Below are 17731 nucleotides of genomic sequence, written 5' to 3' on the forward strand. Positions count from 1 at the left end.
AAACCTAAAAAATGGCGAAGCCTTTAAAACATGACCACCGTCAAAGACGGTGGTTTTTTAGACTGAAATAAAAAACACTTGGTAATGCCGAGTGTTTTTTTTTATAGATATTGTCACGTCCTAGTATATAGTATAGTGTTACACTTAACACTTCATCTTTTATGGAACCACAAAATTCGAATTACAAAAAGCGCACGCAAAAAGACTACAGTTTAAGTTTAAAACTACAAGTTGTTCAATAAATAGAACAGGGATTATTGACTGCCACAACCGCATTGGACAAGTATGGCATTCAAGCAGCTTCGACGTTTAGGACTTGGTTTAACTTTGATTATACATATTACTCTTTAATATCCTATTATTTTAAAGTTATAACAAAAGCTTTTTTTACGATTAAATTATCGTGTATTAATAATGATTTGCTTGCATAAGCTCGTTACTTAAATAATCAGATTGAGAATTCTGAACCTATAAATTAATCTTATAAAAATTTTAAAAGGTCTAAAGCTACACCGATATAAAACAAAAAATCCTCTCTGAATTGAGAGGATTTATACCAAAAGTAAATCTAATAACATTGAAGTTATTAAATATAACCCATCAAATGTTATGCTGTAACTTAATTGTTAAGCACAACTCTTATTATAATCATAGTAAATGATAAGGTTATGTTGTAGTTGTTACTAGATTAACAACGTTATCTTTTTATAAAAATATTTGTGTAATACCACTTTCCTTCAGAATTTTTTTCGGCGGCTAAATCAAAATTAGTAAAATCTCCTTCTATGTTTGCTCGATGTCCTTCACTCTTTAACCAGGCATTTACAACGGTAGTAGCAGAACTATATCCGTACGCTACGTTTTCAGATACTTTTATTGCTCCTGCTTTTGTTTTTAAATATTCGCTTCTTTTATAAAAATTAGCGTGAGATACTTCATTATTATCTACCATATAATCGGTATGACTAAATGCTACAGATTTAACAACCGTCATATCAGAAAGCGCATTTAGTCCTAATGACAATCTGTGGTTGTTAAGGAGTTCAAGTATTTCTACTTCTATTGTTTTTGTTTCTGGCGTAATGAGGCTTAATTCAATAGCATCAGCTTTATCATCAAGACTGTCTGTGGAACAGGAAAAGCTTAAAATAGCTAACAATGCCAATAAAGGCAACTTCGTTAATAACTTCATAAGTAGGTAAATTTAGATTTGGTTCTGTAAAATTAGCCACCTAATCTAAAGCTTATGTTAACGAAATGTTAAAATCGATTAAAAACAAGTCATTCGTCGATTTTAATTGTATTTAATCGTTGAAATGCATTTTTAAAACATTAATAAGTGCATTTCATCATGTGTTTTACGGAGATAGTCGATTTATTTCCCAGTTATAATCTGCTTGTAACTTATAGCGCACTCTATCATGCAATCTATTAGGGCGTCCTTGCCAAAATTCAATCTCAACAGGCTTTATAATATAACCTCCCCAATACTTTGGTCTAGGTATTTCCTTTCCCTCAAATTCCTTTTCTAAATCTAAAAGTTTCTGCTCTAGGTAATCTCTATCTTTAACTACTTCACTTTGGTTAGAAACCAAAGCACCTAATTGGCTCCCTCTTGGTCTCGATTCAAAATAGCCATCGCTTAAATTTTCTGCTATTTTTTCGGCAACACCTTTTATAATGATTTGACGTTCGGCACCATGCCAAAAAAAAGACAAACATACATTTGGGTTCAGCTCAATGGCTTTACCTTTGTCACTATTATAATTAGTGTAAAAAACAAAACCTTCATGGGTAAAGCGCTTTAGAAGTACTACCCTATTTTTTGGAAATCCATCCAATCCAATGGTAGAAACAGTCATGGCATTGGTTTCGTCTTCAACAAAAAATTTATCAACCTCATAAAACCATTTTTGGAATAATTCAATAGGGTTTTCGGGAACATCTTTTAAAAGAAGCTCACTTTTTTCGTAAGATTTCCTATAATTGCTTAGGTCTTTTTCCATGTGTGCAATTTACGAGTTTTTGAAATTAATTTGCATACGATTATTATAGCAAAAAAAGATATTTGATACGAAGTATAAATTACATATAATAAGTAAGAAATTAACTAAAATAGAATACATTTGATAATAGCTACTTGTATAACCATGAAATTTGAAAATTCACCACATAGCAAAAAGTATAATTACACTAAAAAAGAATTAGATTTTGGTAATTATTATTTTTTAGACAAAATTGTTATTGCTGAAATAAATTATGGTGTGCATTTCAATGAAAAAAAAATAGCAGCGGTTATTGAAAAGATTTTTGAACATTACAATTCTGATTGCAAACTTGGGTATATTTCTAATAGAATAAACTCCTACTCTTTTGAACCAGATCTTTGGAAAAAGTTTTTTGATGAATTTAATTTTATTGTTGGCAGCGTTTCTGTTTGTTATACAAACATGAATTTAATGAATGCCTCAATTGAAAAACGCTTCTCTAAAAAGAATGTAAAAATAACTGATAATCTTGATGACGCCTTTACTTGGGTTTTAAGTTTAAAGGAATTGAATTAACATAAATTTATCACAACTTTAATAACAAACCAATAAACCTTATTTAATTGTTATTCATCCATTCTTAACGGTGAGTAAATATACGTTTTAAAAAAAAGTTGTATATTACTACGTAATGAAGTTTGAAGAGTCTAAATATCTAACAAAATTTATTCATAAAAAAATACAACTTTCGTTTGGGAAGTTTTTTATTTGTGAAGAGTTTGTGGTGGCCGAATTAAACCATGAATTACATGTAGATTGGTCCATCATCCAAAGAATAGCCAATATGATTATAGATCAGTACGGCAATGCTAAAAAAATTGGTTTTATATCCAACAAAGTAAATTCCTATTCTATAGATCCTTTTGTTTGGGTTACTTTCAGTAAAGAATACGATTTTATTGAATCGGCTGCCATTGTTTGGTATAACGATGCAGGTTTTATGAGTGCTACTCTAGAAAAAATGTTTTTAAAAAATAATGTAAAACTTTGCGAATCTTTAGAAGAGGCTGTTCAGTGGATTTTAAATCCTGAGGAAATTAGAAATTAAACGTTTTTCCGTCTTCACACAATTCTACATTATTAAATACTTCTCGCGCTTCGTCTTTAAATGCATTTAAGCTATCATAACGCGTTGAATAATGCCCAAGCAATAATGTTTCTACATTGGCTTGTTTTGCTATTAAAGCAGCTTGTTTTGCGGTTGAATGTTTTGTTTTAAGCGCCAAATGTTCGTGTTTATCTAAAAAAGTAGATTCATGGTAAAGAACATCTACGTTTTTAATAAGAGGTACAATATCTTCTTTGTAATAGGTATCGCTACAAAAAGCATAACTTTTTGGTTTTAACCCCGGTTTGGTTACCGTGTCATTTTTAATTAGGATACCATCTTCATTTACAACATCAAAACCTTGTGCTAACTTTCTGTAATAGGCAACATCAATATTGGCTTCTTCAACCAAATTAATATCTAATTTACGGTTGCCTTCCTTCTCTTTAAAGAGGTATCCATTGGTATATATACGATGGTTTAAAGGAATGGTATGAACTTCTACTTCTTCATCTTCAAAAATAAGTTCTGAGTTTTCTGAAGTTAATTCATGAAAAATAAGATTGTAATTGGTCCAAGAATCCGCTAGTTTCATTTGAAGCGTTACCACTTCTTTAATGCCTTTAGGGCCGTAAACATGCAAATCGGTTTCACGGGTTAACAGTCTGAATGTTGAAATTAAACCTACCAATCCAAAAAAATGATCGCCATGTAAATGTGAAATAAAAATGTGCTTTATTCGATTGAATTTAATTTTATGCTTGCGTAGTTGCACCTGAGTACCTTCTCCACAATCTATTAAAAACATGTGATTGTTTATTTCTAATACTTGCGATGTGGTATTGTTTAAAGCTCTTGGTGTAGCACTGTAACAACCTAATATGGTTAATTTCATGTGTGGTGTTTGTTGTGAGCTGTTTAGTTGAACGACTTAACGACATACAACTAAACAACCAACTATTTTGTTAGAACCCTAAATCGCGTTCCATTTCTTCCATTTCAATGATATCATATGCTTCTTGAGTGGTTGGAACAACAACTATTTCATCTGGAACTACATCTAAATCTATTTTATCTGAAACAATTACAAACGAATGATTGGTAGTTCTGTGTTTCTTTGAAAGTGCTAGAAATTCAACAATATCCTGCAACCCTAATTTGTTTAATGAAGATAGAGATACAATAATGTTATTGTTTTTAAACTTTGGGTATAACGCCTCAATTTTTTTAACCAATTCAACAATAGTAGCTTTCTCTTGAGTGATTATTGAAATGGTTCCGTCTTGATCTATAATCATAATTTATTGTTTTATTTTTGAAGCTAATAAATAAATAACCGCCATCCTAATGGCAACCCCATTTTGTACCTGATCTAAAATAATGGCTTGCTTAGAATCGGCAACATCACTTGTTATTTCAACCCCTCTGTTAATGGGTCCTGGATGCATAATGGTAATTTCTTTGTCTAAAGAATCTAACAATTCTTTATTAACTCCAAACTGTTGTGTATATTCTCTTGTTGATGGAAAATAACTTATATCCATACGCTCGTTTTGAACACGAAGCATATTTGCTACATCACACCAATTTAAAGCCTTACGTAAGTCTGTTTCAACTTTTACCCCTAGTTCATTTATATACTTTGGCAACAATGTTTTTGGTCCGCAAACCATAACTTCAGCACCTTGAAGTTGCAAAGCAAATATATTTGAAAGCGCTACTCTACTGTGTAAAATATCGCCCACAATAACTACTTTTTTTCCTTGAACACCACCCAACCGTTCTCTAATGGAATAGGAATCCAATAAAGCTTGCGTAGGGTGTTCGTGGGCACCATCACCTGCATTTATAATGCTTGCTTTTACGTGTTTTGATAAAAATACACCTGCACCTGGGTTTGGGTGCCTCATAACAACCATATCTACTTTCATAGATAAGATGTTATTTACGGTATCTATTAAAGTTTCTCCTTTTTTTACTGAAGATTGTGATGATGAAAAATTAAGCACATCGGCTGATAGACGCTTTTCAGCCAATTCAAAAGATAGCTTGGTTCTGGTTGAATTTTCGAAAAACAGATTAGCAATGGTAATATCTCTTAGCGAAGGCACTTTTTTAATAGGCCTGTTAATCACTTCTTTAAAATGATCGGCAGTTTCAAAAATAAGTTGAATATCTTGTTTGTTTAGATATTTGATTCCTAATAAGTGATTGACACTTAATTCGCTCATTTTCTTAGTTTAAAGTTTGAAAAGTTGAAAGTTTAAAAGTTGCTAGCGCATTGTTTAAACTAAAACTTATAATTGTTAATTTTAAATTATTTTGAAGTATTGAGGTTTCGACTGCGCTCAACCTGACAAACTTCCTTCTACCGTCTTCGGTCAAAAAAATTATTTTTCAATTAAGTAAACCGAATCTTCATTATCATGCTCTTTCCAGTTTACTTTTACTTTTTCGTTGTTTATAACATCTACCTGCCTACCTCTGTAGTTGGGCTGAATGGGTAAATGCCTGCTGAAACGTCTGTCTATAAGTGTTAAAAGCTCAATTTCGTTGGGTCTTCCAAACGATTGTATAGCGGTTAAAGCGGCACGTATGCTCCTGCCTGTGTACAATACATCGTCTATAAAAACAACATCTTTATCTTCAACTAAAAAATTAATTTTGGTGGTGTTGGCTTCTAAAGGTTTTTCGCCTCTTCGAAAATCATCCCTAAAAAAAGTGATGTCTAAATGCCCTAATTGAATGTTTTTAACTTTATAATCTTCTCGTAAAATTTTAGCGATTCTATCGGCCAAAAACACGCCACGAGGCTGTAAACCAATAAGAACGGTGTTTGAGAAGTCGTTATGTTTTTCAATAAGTTGACAAGCCAATCGGTGAAGAATGATGTTTACCTCTTTTTCGTTAAGTAAAACTTTTTGACTCATAGATTATCCAAACGTATTCGGAATACAAATGTAATGTAAAATTTAAAAACTTACGCTATTTTTATAAAAAGACCTGTCAGGTTTTTAAAACCTGACAGGTCTGATAATTTTAAATATAAAAAGCCTTCAATTTCTTGAAGGCTTTTGGTTTATAAATGGTTTTACTTTAGATAAAGTAAATTACTTCTTAGCTTTTTTTGCAGCTTTTCCGTCCATTTTATCTTTAAGAGCTTGTAAAGCTTCGTTAGCATCACCTAAAGTTGGTTTTGCTTCAGCAGCTTGTGCTTCTATTTTCTTAGCAGCAGCTTTTACGTTAGCAATTTCTTCTGCTTTAAAAATAGCAGTGTGAGATGCAACTACACGTTTAAACTCTTTGTTGAATTCAATAATCTTAAATTCAGCTGAATCGCCTTTTTTAAGTTTACTTCCGTCTTCTTTTTCAAGGTGACGTGTTGGAATAAATGCTACGATATCTTCGTTAAATTCTACAGTAGCGCCTTTGTCAACGATTTCAGAAATTTCACCAGTGTGAACAGTTTCTAAAGCGAAATCAGTTTCGTAAGCATCCCAAGGATTTACAGTTGTTTGTTTGTGACCTAAAGATAATTTACGTCCTTCAACATCTAACTCAAGTACGATAACTTCTAATTTATCACCAGCTGCACAGAATTCAGATGGGTGCTTGATTTTCTTAGTCCAAGATAAATCTGAGATGTAAATTAATCCATCGATACCCTCTTCTAATTCAACAAAAACACCAAAGTTTGTAAAGTTACGAACGATACCTGTGTGCTTAGAACCTAATGGGTATTTAGTTGTAATATCAGTCCAAGGATCAGACGTTAATTGTTTGATACCTAAAGACATTTTACGCTCTTCTCTATCTAAAGTTAAAATAACTGCTTCAACTTCATCACCAACATTTACGAAATCTTGAGCAGAACGTAAGTGTGTAGACCAAGACATTTCAGAAACGTGGATTAAACCTTCAACACCATCAGCTACTTCAATAAATGCACCGTAATCTGCTATAACAACTACTTTACCTTTTACTTTATCTCCAACAGCTACAGTATCAGCTAATGCTTCCCATGGGTGTTTAGATAATTGTTTAAGACCTAATTGGATTCTTGATTTGTTTTCATCAAAATCAAGGATTACCACGTTAAGTTTTTGGTCTAATTCTACAATCTCGTTTGGATGATTGATACGAGACCAAGATAAATCGGTAATGTGGATTAAACCATCTACACCACCAAGATCGATGAATACACCGTAAGAAGTAATGTTTTTAACAATACCTTCTAATACTTGACCTTTTTCTAATTGACCAATGATTTCTTTTTTCTGAACCTCAATATCAGCTTCAATAAGCGCTTTATGAGATACTACTACGTTTTTGAATTCGTGGTTGATTTTTACAACTTTAAATTCCATAGTTTTATTTACGTACTGATCGTAATCTCTAATTGGTTTCACGTCAATTTGAGAACCTGGTAAGAATGCTTCGATACCAAATACATCTACAATCATACCACCTTTAGTTCTACATTTAACAAAACCATTAACGATTTCACCAGTTTCGTTAGCTTTAATGACGCGGTCCCATGCTTTGATTACACGAGCTTTTCTGTGAGACAATACTAATTGACCAGTTGCATCTTCACGAACATCAATTAATACTTCTACTTTGTCACCAACTGCTAAGTTTGGGTTGTAACGGAATTCGTTTAAAGAAATAACACCTTCAGATTTTGCGTTGATATCAATAATAGCATCTCTATCAGAAATGTGTACTACTGTACCTTCAACAACTTCATCATTTAAAGTGTCAACGAAATTCTCAGCTACTAATTTTTCAAATTCTTGTAATTGCTTTTCATCAACTTCATCAATACCTTCTTGGTAATTGTGCCAGTTAAAGTTTGCTAAGAATTTTTCAGGGTTTGCTTTAGCTTCAGATACTACTGGAGCTTCTACTGTTGGAGCGTTAGTTGCTTCAACTTCAGCTTGATTTGCTTTTTCAGCCATTTAAAAGATAATTAAGTAATTTAATAAGGTTTTTAGTTTTAAATAACCCATTAAACTACGTTTTGTATTCTGTATGTTTCGGAAGATTTTAAGCGATTAACACACAGAAGTGTTATTAATTTTCGTTTCCTGTTCCTCTTATCTTTCCGTAAATTCGCTAAAAGGAGTGCAAAAATACATATTATTAAGGTAATTACCTAAAAATGAATGAATAAAATTAATGTGACTTCTACCAAATTTTCGTGTCAAAAAAACAAAGACTTAAAGTTAACTTATAATTAATAAAATATAGCTGATTAATTCAGTATATTTATACAGCAAAACCTATTAAAATATTTATAATTATGGCAGTAAAAGCAAAATATCAACCGGTTTTAGACTTGGGAGAAAAACTAAACATTCAAAATGGTGATGTAACAGAAGAAAACGGCGTTTTAAAAGTAAAAGGAACGGCTAATACCCAATATGAAAAGAATCTGCTTTGGGATAAAATAAAAGAAATTGGCGGTGAAAACCCTAGCGATATTCAAGCTAATATAACTGTTGCAGATGAAAGTTTTTACCACAGGCACACGGTGAAAAAAGGTGAAACTTTAGGAGGAATATCAAAACATTATTACAAAAGTGCTTCTAAATATCATGAAATTTTTAGAGCCAATACCAATGTTTTGAATAATCCAGATTTAATTCAGCCAGGGCAACAGTTGATAATACCCAATATAAAATAGATTTATTAAACACGAATACACAAATAGCTTATAAGCGATAATTTAAAGATTTACGCATTCGTGGTTTGCTTTTTAGCCTGTATTAAATTGTGTTTTTCAAAGTCATTTTTACAAGCTGTAAAATTTTATCGAATTGTTCTTGCAAACTCATGTTGGAATTATCTATTTGAATAGCGTCTTTGGCTTTTGTTAAGGGTGAATCTTCTCTATTGGAATCTATATAATCGCGCTCTTGAACATTTTTTAGCACCGCTTCATAACTAACTGTTTCACCTCTTTCAATTAATTCAGCATAACGTCTTTCTGCCCTTGTTTCGGCGGAAGCAGTCATAAATAATTTAAGCTCAGCGTCAGGAAATACTACGGTGCCTATATCACGTCCATCCATAACCACGCCTCCATTTTTACCCAATTGCTGTTGCTGTTCTACCAGTTTTTGGCGTACTTCGGATATTTCGGCAACTTTACTAACAAAACTTGATACTTCTAATGTGCGGATATCCTTTTCTATGTTAGTACCGTTTAAGTAAACTTCGGCAAACCCCACGTCTTTATTGAACTTAAAACTGATTGTAATAGCTTTTAAACTTGCAACCAAACCTTCAACATCAAAATGATTTTTATCTATAAAACCATGTTGCATGGCATAAAAAGTAACCGCTCTATACATCGCACCAGAATCGACATACACATAGCCTAAATGTTTAGCAATTTGTTTGGCGACCGTACTTTTTCCTGTAGACGAAAACCCGTCTATGGCGATTGTGATGTTTTTCATTAAATTCAAATTAGTAGTAAAGTTAAAAAGTTCTATTATTTAATTGAATTTTACTTTACAAACTTTCAACATGCAAACTTTATAAACTTTTATTGTAAATCTATCTGTAAACCAAAAAAGTTTGAATTGGCAGCACTTGTATATTTGGCGTGTGTATAACTAAAGCGCATTTTGTTCATTTTTATTGAAAAACCAGCGGATAAGCCTGAAAAGTTACGTTGGTCTACAATCCGTAATTCTTCGGCACGTCTAAAATTATAGCCTAAACGAATATTGAATCCGCCTTCAGGAAAAATTTCAGCACCAAAAATAGTGTGTCGCATTACTTGACCCAAAAAACCAATTTTTTCATCGGTTTGGTTGCCACTTAAATCGCTTGTAGAACGCGCAGGATTGGGTCTAGCTATAGGCCACTCTTGTAGATTTTCTAAAGTAACATGCCAACGAATGGGGACATTCTCTAAACTTTGCGACATACCAAAATCGACTTCAAAAGGCAATTTTTCATTTAAACCTGCATAGGTTGTAATTTGTGTTCCGAAATTTCTAATAGCTAAAGCGGCATGAAAATCGATATCTTCATTGATGTATAGCAAACCAATATCAACCGCAGCACCAAAAGAGCTATATTGTTCTAACTTAGACGTAATCAGTTTTGCATTGGCTCCTAAATAAAAATCGGAGTACCCAATTTGAGTTGCATACCCAAATGACAAGGCGGCTTCATTTCCTGAAAAGGTTCCTGTTGAATTGCCTTCTTCATCGTAACCATCAAATGACCCATAATTAATATAAGTAATACCTGCGTGAAAAGTTTGTGTGCGTCTATCTACCGTATAGGCATACGCCGCCGTACCGTAACTGATACCTCCTAAATAACTAATATAATTTAATGCCAATTGGTTATCCATATTAGCGTTTATGGTTGCCGGATTGTAAAGTCCTTGTGTTACATCATAATCTACAATGGTAAGCACTTTTCCCCCTAAAGCTGCCTGACGTGGCGATGATACCAAATTCAGAAATTGGTAGGTAGACTCACCCCCTACCTGCGCATAGGTTAAGACTGTAAGAAGCAAACAAAAAAGCGTGATAATTTTTTTCAGCATATTTACATCGCAAAGTAAGTAAATCTATCTTAAAACGGTAGCATGTATCTTTTATTTTAAATGAAGCAAAAAGAGATAAGACAGATTTACTAAGTCACATCGAGCGCAGTCGAGATGTTTTTTTAATATTTCCAAAATAATATAGTTCTCGACTGCGCTCGAACAGACCTGTTATATCCAAGCTTCTATAACGTTTTTGCGTTTGTAACCTTTTGATTTGTGAGCGCTATTTTTATAACATCACTCATATCGGTAACGTAATGGAACGTCAAACCTTTTAAGTAATCGGGTTTTATTTCTTCAATATCACGACGGTTTTCTTCACATAATAAAATTTCTTTAATTCGAGCACGTTTTGCCGCCAGAATTTTTTCTTTAATACCACCCACAGGAAGTACTTTTCCGCGCAGTGTAATCTCTCCAGTCATAGCTAAACTTTTCTTCACTTTTCTTTGTGTGAATAATGACACTAAGGATGTTAACATGGTTACACCTGCACTTGGCCCATCTTTTGGGGTAGCACCTTCTGGCACATGAATATGTACGTTGTATTTTTCAAAAACTTCAGAATTAATTCCAAATTCATCAGCATTTGATTTGATGTATTCCATAGCAATAGTAGCCGATTCTTTCATAACCGTACCTAAATTACCGGTAATACTCAACGTACCTTTTCCTTTTGACAATATGGATTCAATAAACAAAATATCGCCACCAACACTGGTCCACGCTAAACCGGTAACCACACCTGCCACATTATTGTTTTCATATTTATCGCGTTCCATTTTAGGACCACCCAATACTTCAATAATATCTTCATTCGTTACTTTAATGTTGTAATCTTCTTCCATCGCAATATTTTTGGCCGCATAACGCACCATTTTTGCGATTTGTTTTTCCAATCCACGCACACCAGATTCACGGGTATAACCTTCAACAATTTTTTCTAATTGTACTTTACCTATTTTAAGGTTTTTTTCGGTTAAACCGTGTTCTTTTAATTGCTTTGGAAGTAAGTGGCGTTTTGCAATTTCTACCTTTTCTTCAATGGTATACCCCGTTACATTAATGATTTCCATACGGTCTCTCAATGCAGGTTGAATGGTTGATAAGCTATTCGACGTTGCTATAAACATCACTTTAGAAAGATCGTAACCCATTTCTAAAAAGTTATCGTAAAACTCACTATTTTGTTCTGGATCCAATACTTCCAACATAGCAGAAGATGGGTCGCCTTGGTTTGAATTTGAAAGTTTATCAATTTCATCCAAAACAAAAACCGGGTTGGATGTTCCTGCTTTTTTCAAACTTTGAATGATACGTCCAGGCATCGCACCAATATAGGTTTTTCTATGGCCACGAATTTCAGCTTCATCGCGCAAACCACCCAATGAAATACGCACGTATTCTCTACCTAAAGCTTCTGCAATAGATTTTCCTAAAGATGTTTTACCAACTCCTGGAGGTCCGTACAAACACAAAATAGGCGACTTCATATCGTTTCGCAGTTTTAAAACCGCTAAATACTCAATAATACGACGCTTAACATCTTCTAAACCAAAATGGTCGCGGTCTAAAATTTTCATGGCACGTTTTAAATCGAATTTATCTTTGCTGAACTCGTTCCAAGGCAAATCTAAAAACAGCTCTAAATAATTGCGTTGAATGGAATATTCTGCCACCTGCGGATTCATGCGTTGCATTTTGGCAAGCTCTTTTTCAAAATGCTTTGCCACTTTTTCGTCCCATAATTTTTCATCAGCACGTAAACGCATTTCATCAATTTCTTCTTCATGATTAACACCTCCCAATTCTTCTTGAATGGTTTTCATTTGTTGATGCAGAAAATATTCACGTTGTTGCTGACTCATATCCATCTGCACTTTAGACTGAATATCGTTTTTAAGTTCCAGTTTTTGGAACTCCATATTCATAAACTTAAGTGTTGCAAGCGCACGCTTTTTTAGGTCGTCAATTTCTAAAAGTGCTTGTTTTTCTTCAACAGACAAATTCATGTTAGACGACACAAAATTGATTAAAAACGAATCACTTTCTATATTTTTAATAGCAAAAGAAGCTTCACTTGGAATGTTTGGGCTTTCCTTGATGATATTAAGAGCCAAATCTTTAATAGACTCAATGATGGCTATAAATTCTTTATTTTTTAGTGCAGGTCGTGCTTCTGGAATTTCCCTAACAGTGGCATTCATGTATGGCTCTTCTGTAAGAACTTCAGCCACTTTAAAACGTTTTTTACCTTGAATTATAACCGTTACGTTACCATCGGGCATTTTTAAAACACGTAAAATTTTGGCAACCGTACCTATTTCGTGAATTTCTTTTGCTGTTGGATTCTCAACAGATTCATCTTTTTGAGCCACCACTCCAATAACCTTACTGCCTTTATTGGCATCATTAATCAATCGTATGGACTTATCGCGACCGGCAGTAATAGGAATAACCACCCCTGGAAATAATACCGTATTGCGCAAAGACAAAATAGGCAGTGTTTCGGGTAACTTTTCGTTATTTATTTCTTCTTCGTCTTCAGGTGTCATTAACGGGATTAATTCTGAATTTTCATCAAAATCCTGTAATGACAAACTGTCTAGAGATATAAAATTAGATTTTTTCATATATGTATTTAGGTCAATATGTCATAAAAACTATTGAATCCTTAATTTTTAATAATTTACAAAAAACAATATTGTTCTGAATATCAATAATTTAAAACAATTATATCCTATTCATTCAGTATATAAATTCAATAGCTATGCCAATATTGAAATTACGAATGTTGAATTAAGAATTACGAATTTATATTTTTCTGGCTTTCTTCAAAACAAACAATAAAATGATGGGCATTAGTAGTAACCCAATCATAAGCAAATTGGTTTGAAACAAATAAGGTGCTAATACTAATGTTGCGAGAAAACCACCAATGGCACCACCAAAATGGGCATCATGACCAATGTTGCCTATTCGGGTTTTCATCCCATAAATAGAATACAACAAATAACCAATACCAAATAAATATGCAGGAATAGCAATGGGTATAAAAAATATCATAAGTTTCATACCGGGTTGCAACAAAATAGCAGCATATAAAATCCCTGTTACCGCGCCACTTGCACCAACGGCACTGTAATGGTATTCGTTTTTATGAAAATACAGCGACAGCAAACTTCCTGCAAGCAAACTAACCACATAAATTATAATGAAGCCTAAGGGTGCTACATAATCAATTACCGTACCTGCAAAAAAGTACAAGGTTAACATGTTAAACAATAAATGTTGTGTGTCTATATGTAAAAAACCGGAACTAAACATGCGTATTTTTTCACCCCTTTGAACGCCACCAATATTGAATTTATAGGTATCGAAAAAAGCATAATCGCCAAATCCTTTATAGGATATAATAACATTTGCTGCAATAATAATGATGGTTATTAAATCTAAATTGCCCATGAAGTGTAATCGTTTAATTTCAAATTAACATATATTTGCTGCTACAAATCTAAAATTAATTCATGCAACTTTTAGCATATATTCTTGTTTATCCACTTTTATGGATGGTTTCCATACTTCCGTTTAGATTGCTGTACTTAATTTCCGATGGTTTATACCTATTCCTTTATTATATAATTGGGTACCGCAAAAAGGTAGTTTACAGCAATTTAAAACTTGTTTTGCCTAATAAAACTGAAAAAGAATTAAAGCTCATTCAAAAAAAATTCTTTAAGCATTTATGTGATATGTTTTTAGAAATGGCAAAAACCATGACCATTTCTGAAAAACAACTGAAAAAACGTTTTATTATTGTTAATCCTGAAGAGTTAAAACGTTTAGAAAGTTTGAACAAAAGTGTGATTCTTACATTTGGACATTATGCAAGTTGGGAATGGTCTATTGTTTTGCAGAATTACATAAATTTTAAGGGGCTGGCTGTTTATAAAAAGTTGGCCAATAAATATTTCGATAAGTTAGTGAGGGATATACGTTCAAAATTCAATACCGATTTAATAAGCACAAAAGAAACCATTTTTGTAATAAATGAAAATGAAGCTAAGGGTATTAAAAGTATCATTGGTTTTTTAAGCGACCAATCTCCCAAACGCACAAAAGAAGTGTATTGGGGTGAATTTATGGGTATTGAAACGCCTTGTTTTACTGGTGCTGAACGACTTGCTAAAAAATTAGATTTATCTACCGCTTTTTTTAAAGTGACAAAAATTAAACGAGGACATTATAAAGCTGAAATTAAGACGCTTGCTGAAAACCCAAATGAATATGAAGATTACCAACTAACCGATATGTTTTTGCGTGAAGTTGAAAAACAAATTTACGAAGCACCTGAATACTATTTTTGGACACACAAACGTTGGAAACACAAAAGAAAAAGCGAGCAGTAAGAACTTAATTTTAAATTTTTAGCATACCACGAAACCCTCTAGCGGCATAGTACGATTGCGCACCATTATGATATACAAAAACGTTGTTATAACGCTTATCTCCAAAAATAGCACCGTCAAGTTTTCTAATATCATCGGGGGTTTTTAACCAACTGGATGTTTTTAAATCGAAATCACCAAGTTGTTGTAATTCTCGATATTGATTTTCTGTTAGCATTTCAATTCCCATAGCTTTAGCCATATCAATTGCGCTATTTTTTGGCTTGTGCTCTTTTCGGGCATCTAAGCCTTCACGATCGTAACAAAAACTTCTTCGTCCTTTGGGGCTTTCACCAGAACAATCGTAAAAAATGAATTCATCGGAGGTTTTGTCATATGCAACCACATCGGGTTCGCCGCCTGTTACTTCCATTTCATTTAATGACCAAAGTTTTTCTTCGTTAGCGCGTAACTTCAATTCTACAAGAGACCAATCCATACCTAAATGACGTTTGGTATTTTTTTCAAAGCGAACTTTTAGTGTCTTGATTAGTGCTTCTTTTTGTTCAGATGGCAACGCTTTTATAGGCTTAGTTGACATAACTAATTAAGTGAAAATTAAGTAATTTATTAGTTGATGGTTTTTCCTTGTGTTGTAAATGAAATACCTTGCTGACCCGAAGTGGAAATCATAACGCTTTCAAAATAAGGAGCGTTAGATTGTGGTTTTATACTCCAATTGAATAAAAAATTAGCTCCGGTGCCTCCTGTTTTATCATGCTCGTCTATTACAATTTCAACAGTTTCCATAGGCGCTATAAAAATGGTTTCATTAAAATAGGTTCTAATAGCTTCACCATGGGTATTGTAGTATATAGCTTTATCTATATAAACCGTATCGTTTGTATTGATATTTCGAAGACTAACAGTAGCTGTTAAACTATGTACCCTATGTTCGGTTTCACTATAAATTTCAGAATAAACAGATAAATAGGTTTTACCTTTTTCCAAACTATCGCTTAAAGGATGGTTAACAGTTCGGTGTTTCCAGTTTGTAGGATGCACCGAACTTATTTCTTTTTCTTTTTCACATGAATAATTAAAGAACAAAATAACTATTAAAATGAATAGACTATATGTATCTGTGTGTTTCATGCTTGTGTTTTTTATAATTAAGTTTTCGCTATACTATCAATTTCTGCAATAAATTTATCAGCTAAAGTATCAGCTTCCTGTTGTGATTTTGCTTCGGTATAGATTCTAATAATGGGCTCGGTATTGCTTTTACGTAGGTGTACCCAACTTTCAGAAAAATCAATTTTTACACCATCAATAGTGGTTAATTGCTCGTTTTGGTAACGGTTTTCAATCTTCTTTAAAATACCATCAACATCTAACCCTGGCGTTAATTCAATTTTCTTCTTGCTCATAAAGTAATTAGGGTAGCTTTTTCTAAGTTCACTTACCGAAATACCTCTTTCTGCCAATAAACTTAAAAATAAGGCGATGCCAACAAGCGCATCACGACCATAATGTGATTCTGGATAAATAATACCGCCATTACCTTCACCACCAATAACCACTTTATTTTTCTTCATTAATTTTACCACATTCACTTCGCCCACCGCACTGGCTTCGTACATGCCGCCATGTTTTTCGGTTACATCACGCAATGCTCTGGTAGAACTCATATTGCTTACTGTGTTTCCTGGGGTTTTGCTTAGTACATAATCGGCACAAGCAACCAAGGTATATTCTTCACCAAACATTTCGCCATTTTCGTCCATAAACGCTAAACGGTCTACATCTGGATCGACTACAATTCCAAAATCAGCATTGTGTTTTTTTACAGCTTCAGACAAATCTGTTAAATGTTCTTTCAAAGGCTCCGGATTGTGCGGAAACTGTCCGTTTGGTTCGCAATATAGTTTCACAACTTCAACCCCTAAACGCTCTAAAAGTAATGGAATAGCAATACCTCCGGTAGAATTAACGCCATCTACCACCACTTTAAAACGGGCTTCTTCAATGGCAGGAACGGTTACCAACTGTAAATCTAAAACCTCTATAATATGTAAATCTATATATGCTTTGTTTTTTGTGATTTTACCCAAACTATCTACATCGGCAAAACTCATGTCATCACTTTCGGCAATATCTAAAATTTTAGCGCCTTCAACCGCATCTAAAAACTCCCCTTTTTCATTCAATAATTTTAAAGCATTCCATTGCTTTGGGTTGTGGCTTGCCGTTAAAATAATACCGCCATCGGCATGTTCCATAGGTACAGCCATTTCAACAGTGGGTGTTGTGGACAAACCTAAATCAACTACATTAATACCCAAACCAACCAACGTATTCATTACTAAATTCTGAATCATGGCTCCAGAAATACGTGCATCTCTACCAACCACTACTTTATAAGTATCCTTTTGGCGTTGTTGTTTTAACCACACACCATAAGCGGCTGCAAATTTTACAGCATCAATAGGTGTTAAATTATCACCCACATTTCCGCCAATAGTTCCTCTAATTCCTGAAATTGATTTTATAAGTGTCATAAAGTTTTCTTCATATTATTAAACAAATATACCATTTCATATGTATATTTTATTGTTTTTTATAGTCATATGGTATCGCTTTATCTTTATTAGTGCTTAATTTTTTA

The 17731-nt window shown here is 33.3% G+C and carries 18 protein-coding genes; 4 read left to right on the forward strand and 14 right to left on the reverse strand.

Going from position 1 to position 17731, the window contains the following annotated elements:
• Positions 1–697: 697 nt before the first annotated feature.
• Both ACGK9U_RS12545 and pdxH read right to left on the reverse strand, forming a co-directional pair.
• Positions 698–1192, reverse strand: a complete 495-nt coding sequence (locus ACGK9U_RS12545; protein WP_394466729.1) for a CAP domain-containing protein — start codon at positions 1190–1192, stop codon at positions 698–700.
• 166 nt (positions 1193–1358) lie between these two features.
• Positions 1359–2006: a pyridoxamine 5'-phosphate oxidase gene (gene pdxH / locus ACGK9U_RS12550; protein WP_394466730.1), complete on the reverse strand. Its 648-nt coding sequence runs from the start codon at positions 2004–2006 to the stop codon at positions 1359–1361.
• A gap of 144 nt (positions 2007–2150) precedes the next feature.
• Here pdxH and ACGK9U_RS12555 point away from each other — a divergent pair, with 144 nt between their 5' ends.
• Together ACGK9U_RS12555 and ACGK9U_RS12560 are read left to right on the forward strand one after the other, a co-directional pair.
• Positions 2151–2564 (forward strand): hypothetical protein, encoded by a 414-nt coding sequence (locus tag ACGK9U_RS12555; protein ID WP_394466731.1) that lies wholly within the window; start codon positions 2151–2153, stop codon positions 2562–2564.
• Between the two features lie 115 nt (positions 2565–2679).
• On the forward strand, positions 2680–3096 hold the full coding sequence (locus ACGK9U_RS12560) for a hypothetical protein (protein ID WP_394466732.1): 417 nt from the start codon (positions 2680–2682) through the stop codon (positions 3094–3096).
• Here ACGK9U_RS12560 and ACGK9U_RS12565 read toward each other — a convergent pair.
• The 5 genes from ACGK9U_RS12565 to rpsA form a co-directional block, all read right to left on the reverse strand.
• Positions 3086–3991, reverse strand: a complete 906-nt coding sequence (locus ACGK9U_RS12565) for a ribonuclease Z (RefSeq protein ID WP_394466733.1) — start codon at positions 3989–3991, stop codon at positions 3086–3088. The two genes, ACGK9U_RS12560 and ACGK9U_RS12565, sit on opposite strands and share 11 nt — an antisense overlap.
• A gap of 70 nt (positions 3992–4061) precedes the next feature.
• Positions 4062–4394, reverse strand: coding sequence for a ribonuclease Z (locus ACGK9U_RS12570; protein ID WP_394466734.1), 333 nt, complete (start codon positions 4392–4394; stop codon positions 4062–4064).
• Between the two features lie 3 nt (positions 4395–4397).
• A complete protein-coding gene (locus ACGK9U_RS12575) occupies positions 4398–5327 on the reverse strand; it encodes an aspartate carbamoyltransferase catalytic subunit (RefSeq protein ID WP_209651597.1) in 930 nt (309 codons plus the stop codon).
• Between the two features lie 159 nt (positions 5328–5486).
• The gene (gene pyrR / locus ACGK9U_RS12580) at positions 5487–6026 is read right to left on the reverse strand and encodes a bifunctional pyr operon transcriptional regulator/uracil phosphoribosyltransferase PyrR (RefSeq protein ID WP_346239647.1); all 540 of its coding nucleotides are present in this window, start codon (positions 6024–6026) and stop codon (positions 5487–5489) included.
• Between the two features lie 180 nt (positions 6027–6206).
• Positions 6207–8057 carry a 30S ribosomal protein S1 gene (gene rpsA / locus ACGK9U_RS12585; RefSeq protein WP_394466735.1) on the reverse strand — a complete coding sequence of 617 codons (1851 nt, stop codon included), beginning with the start codon at positions 8055–8057 and terminating at the stop codon, positions 6207–6209.
• Positions 8058–8401: 344 nt separating this feature from the next.
• Between rpsA and ACGK9U_RS12590 the strand changes: the two genes are divergently transcribed.
• A complete protein-coding gene (locus ACGK9U_RS12590) occupies positions 8402–8785 on the forward strand; it encodes a LysM peptidoglycan-binding domain-containing protein (protein WP_394466736.1) in 384 nt (127 codons plus the stop codon).
• An 82-nt stretch (positions 8786–8867) separates the two neighbouring features.
• Here the strand turns inward: ACGK9U_RS12590 and cmk are convergent, their stop codons facing one another.
• From cmk to ACGK9U_RS12610, 4 genes are all read right to left on the reverse strand, one after another.
• Positions 8868–9563, reverse strand: coding sequence for a (d)CMP kinase (gene cmk, locus ACGK9U_RS12595; RefSeq protein ID WP_394466737.1), 696 nt, complete (start codon positions 9561–9563; stop codon positions 8868–8870).
• Positions 9564–9652: 89 nt separating this feature from the next.
• Positions 9653–10672 carry a type IX secretion system protein PorQ gene (gene porQ / locus ACGK9U_RS12600; RefSeq protein WP_394466738.1) on the reverse strand — a complete coding sequence of 340 codons (1020 nt, stop codon included), beginning with the start codon at positions 10670–10672 and terminating at the stop codon, positions 9653–9655.
• A 185-nt stretch (positions 10673–10857) separates the two neighbouring features.
• Entirely contained in the window at positions 10858–13308 is a 2451-nt protein-coding gene (gene lon / locus ACGK9U_RS12605) for an endopeptidase La (protein ID WP_394466739.1), read from the reverse strand.
• 181 nt (positions 13309–13489) lie between these two features.
• Positions 13490–14140 (reverse strand): rhomboid family intramembrane serine protease, encoded by a 651-nt coding sequence (locus ACGK9U_RS12610; protein ID WP_394466740.1) that lies wholly within the window; start codon positions 14138–14140, stop codon positions 13490–13492.
• Positions 14141–14202: 62 nt separating this feature from the next.
• Between ACGK9U_RS12610 and ACGK9U_RS12615 the strand changes: the two genes are divergently transcribed.
• The gene (locus ACGK9U_RS12615; protein ID WP_394466741.1) at positions 14203–15084 is read left to right on the forward strand and encodes a lysophospholipid acyltransferase family protein; all 882 of its coding nucleotides are present in this window, start codon (positions 14203–14205) and stop codon (positions 15082–15084) included.
• 10 nt (positions 15085–15094) lie between these two features.
• Here ACGK9U_RS12615 and ACGK9U_RS12620 read toward each other — a convergent pair whose 3' ends face one another.
• From ACGK9U_RS12620 to glmM, 3 genes are read right to left on the reverse strand one after another with little or no spacing between them, the layout of a single operon-like run.
• The gene (locus tag ACGK9U_RS12620; RefSeq protein ID WP_394466742.1) at positions 15095–15664 is read right to left on the reverse strand and encodes a DUF4256 domain-containing protein; all 570 of its coding nucleotides are present in this window, start codon (positions 15662–15664) and stop codon (positions 15095–15097) included.
• Positions 15665–15693: 29 nt separating this feature from the next.
• On the reverse strand, positions 15694–16218 hold the full coding sequence (locus tag ACGK9U_RS12625; protein ID WP_394466743.1) for a DUF3124 domain-containing protein: 525 nt from the start codon (positions 16216–16218) through the stop codon (positions 15694–15696).
• A gap of 17 nt (positions 16219–16235) precedes the next feature.
• The gene (glmM, locus tag ACGK9U_RS12630; RefSeq protein ID WP_394466744.1) at positions 16236–17624 is read right to left on the reverse strand and encodes a phosphoglucosamine mutase; all 1389 of its coding nucleotides are present in this window, start codon (positions 17622–17624) and stop codon (positions 16236–16238) included.
• Between the last annotated feature and the right edge of the window lie 107 nt (positions 17625–17731).

The organism is Mariniflexile sp. HNIBRBA6329 (assembly GCF_043558645.1).
Lineage (GTDB): Bacteria > Bacteroidota > Bacteroidia > Flavobacteriales > Flavobacteriaceae > Mariniflexile.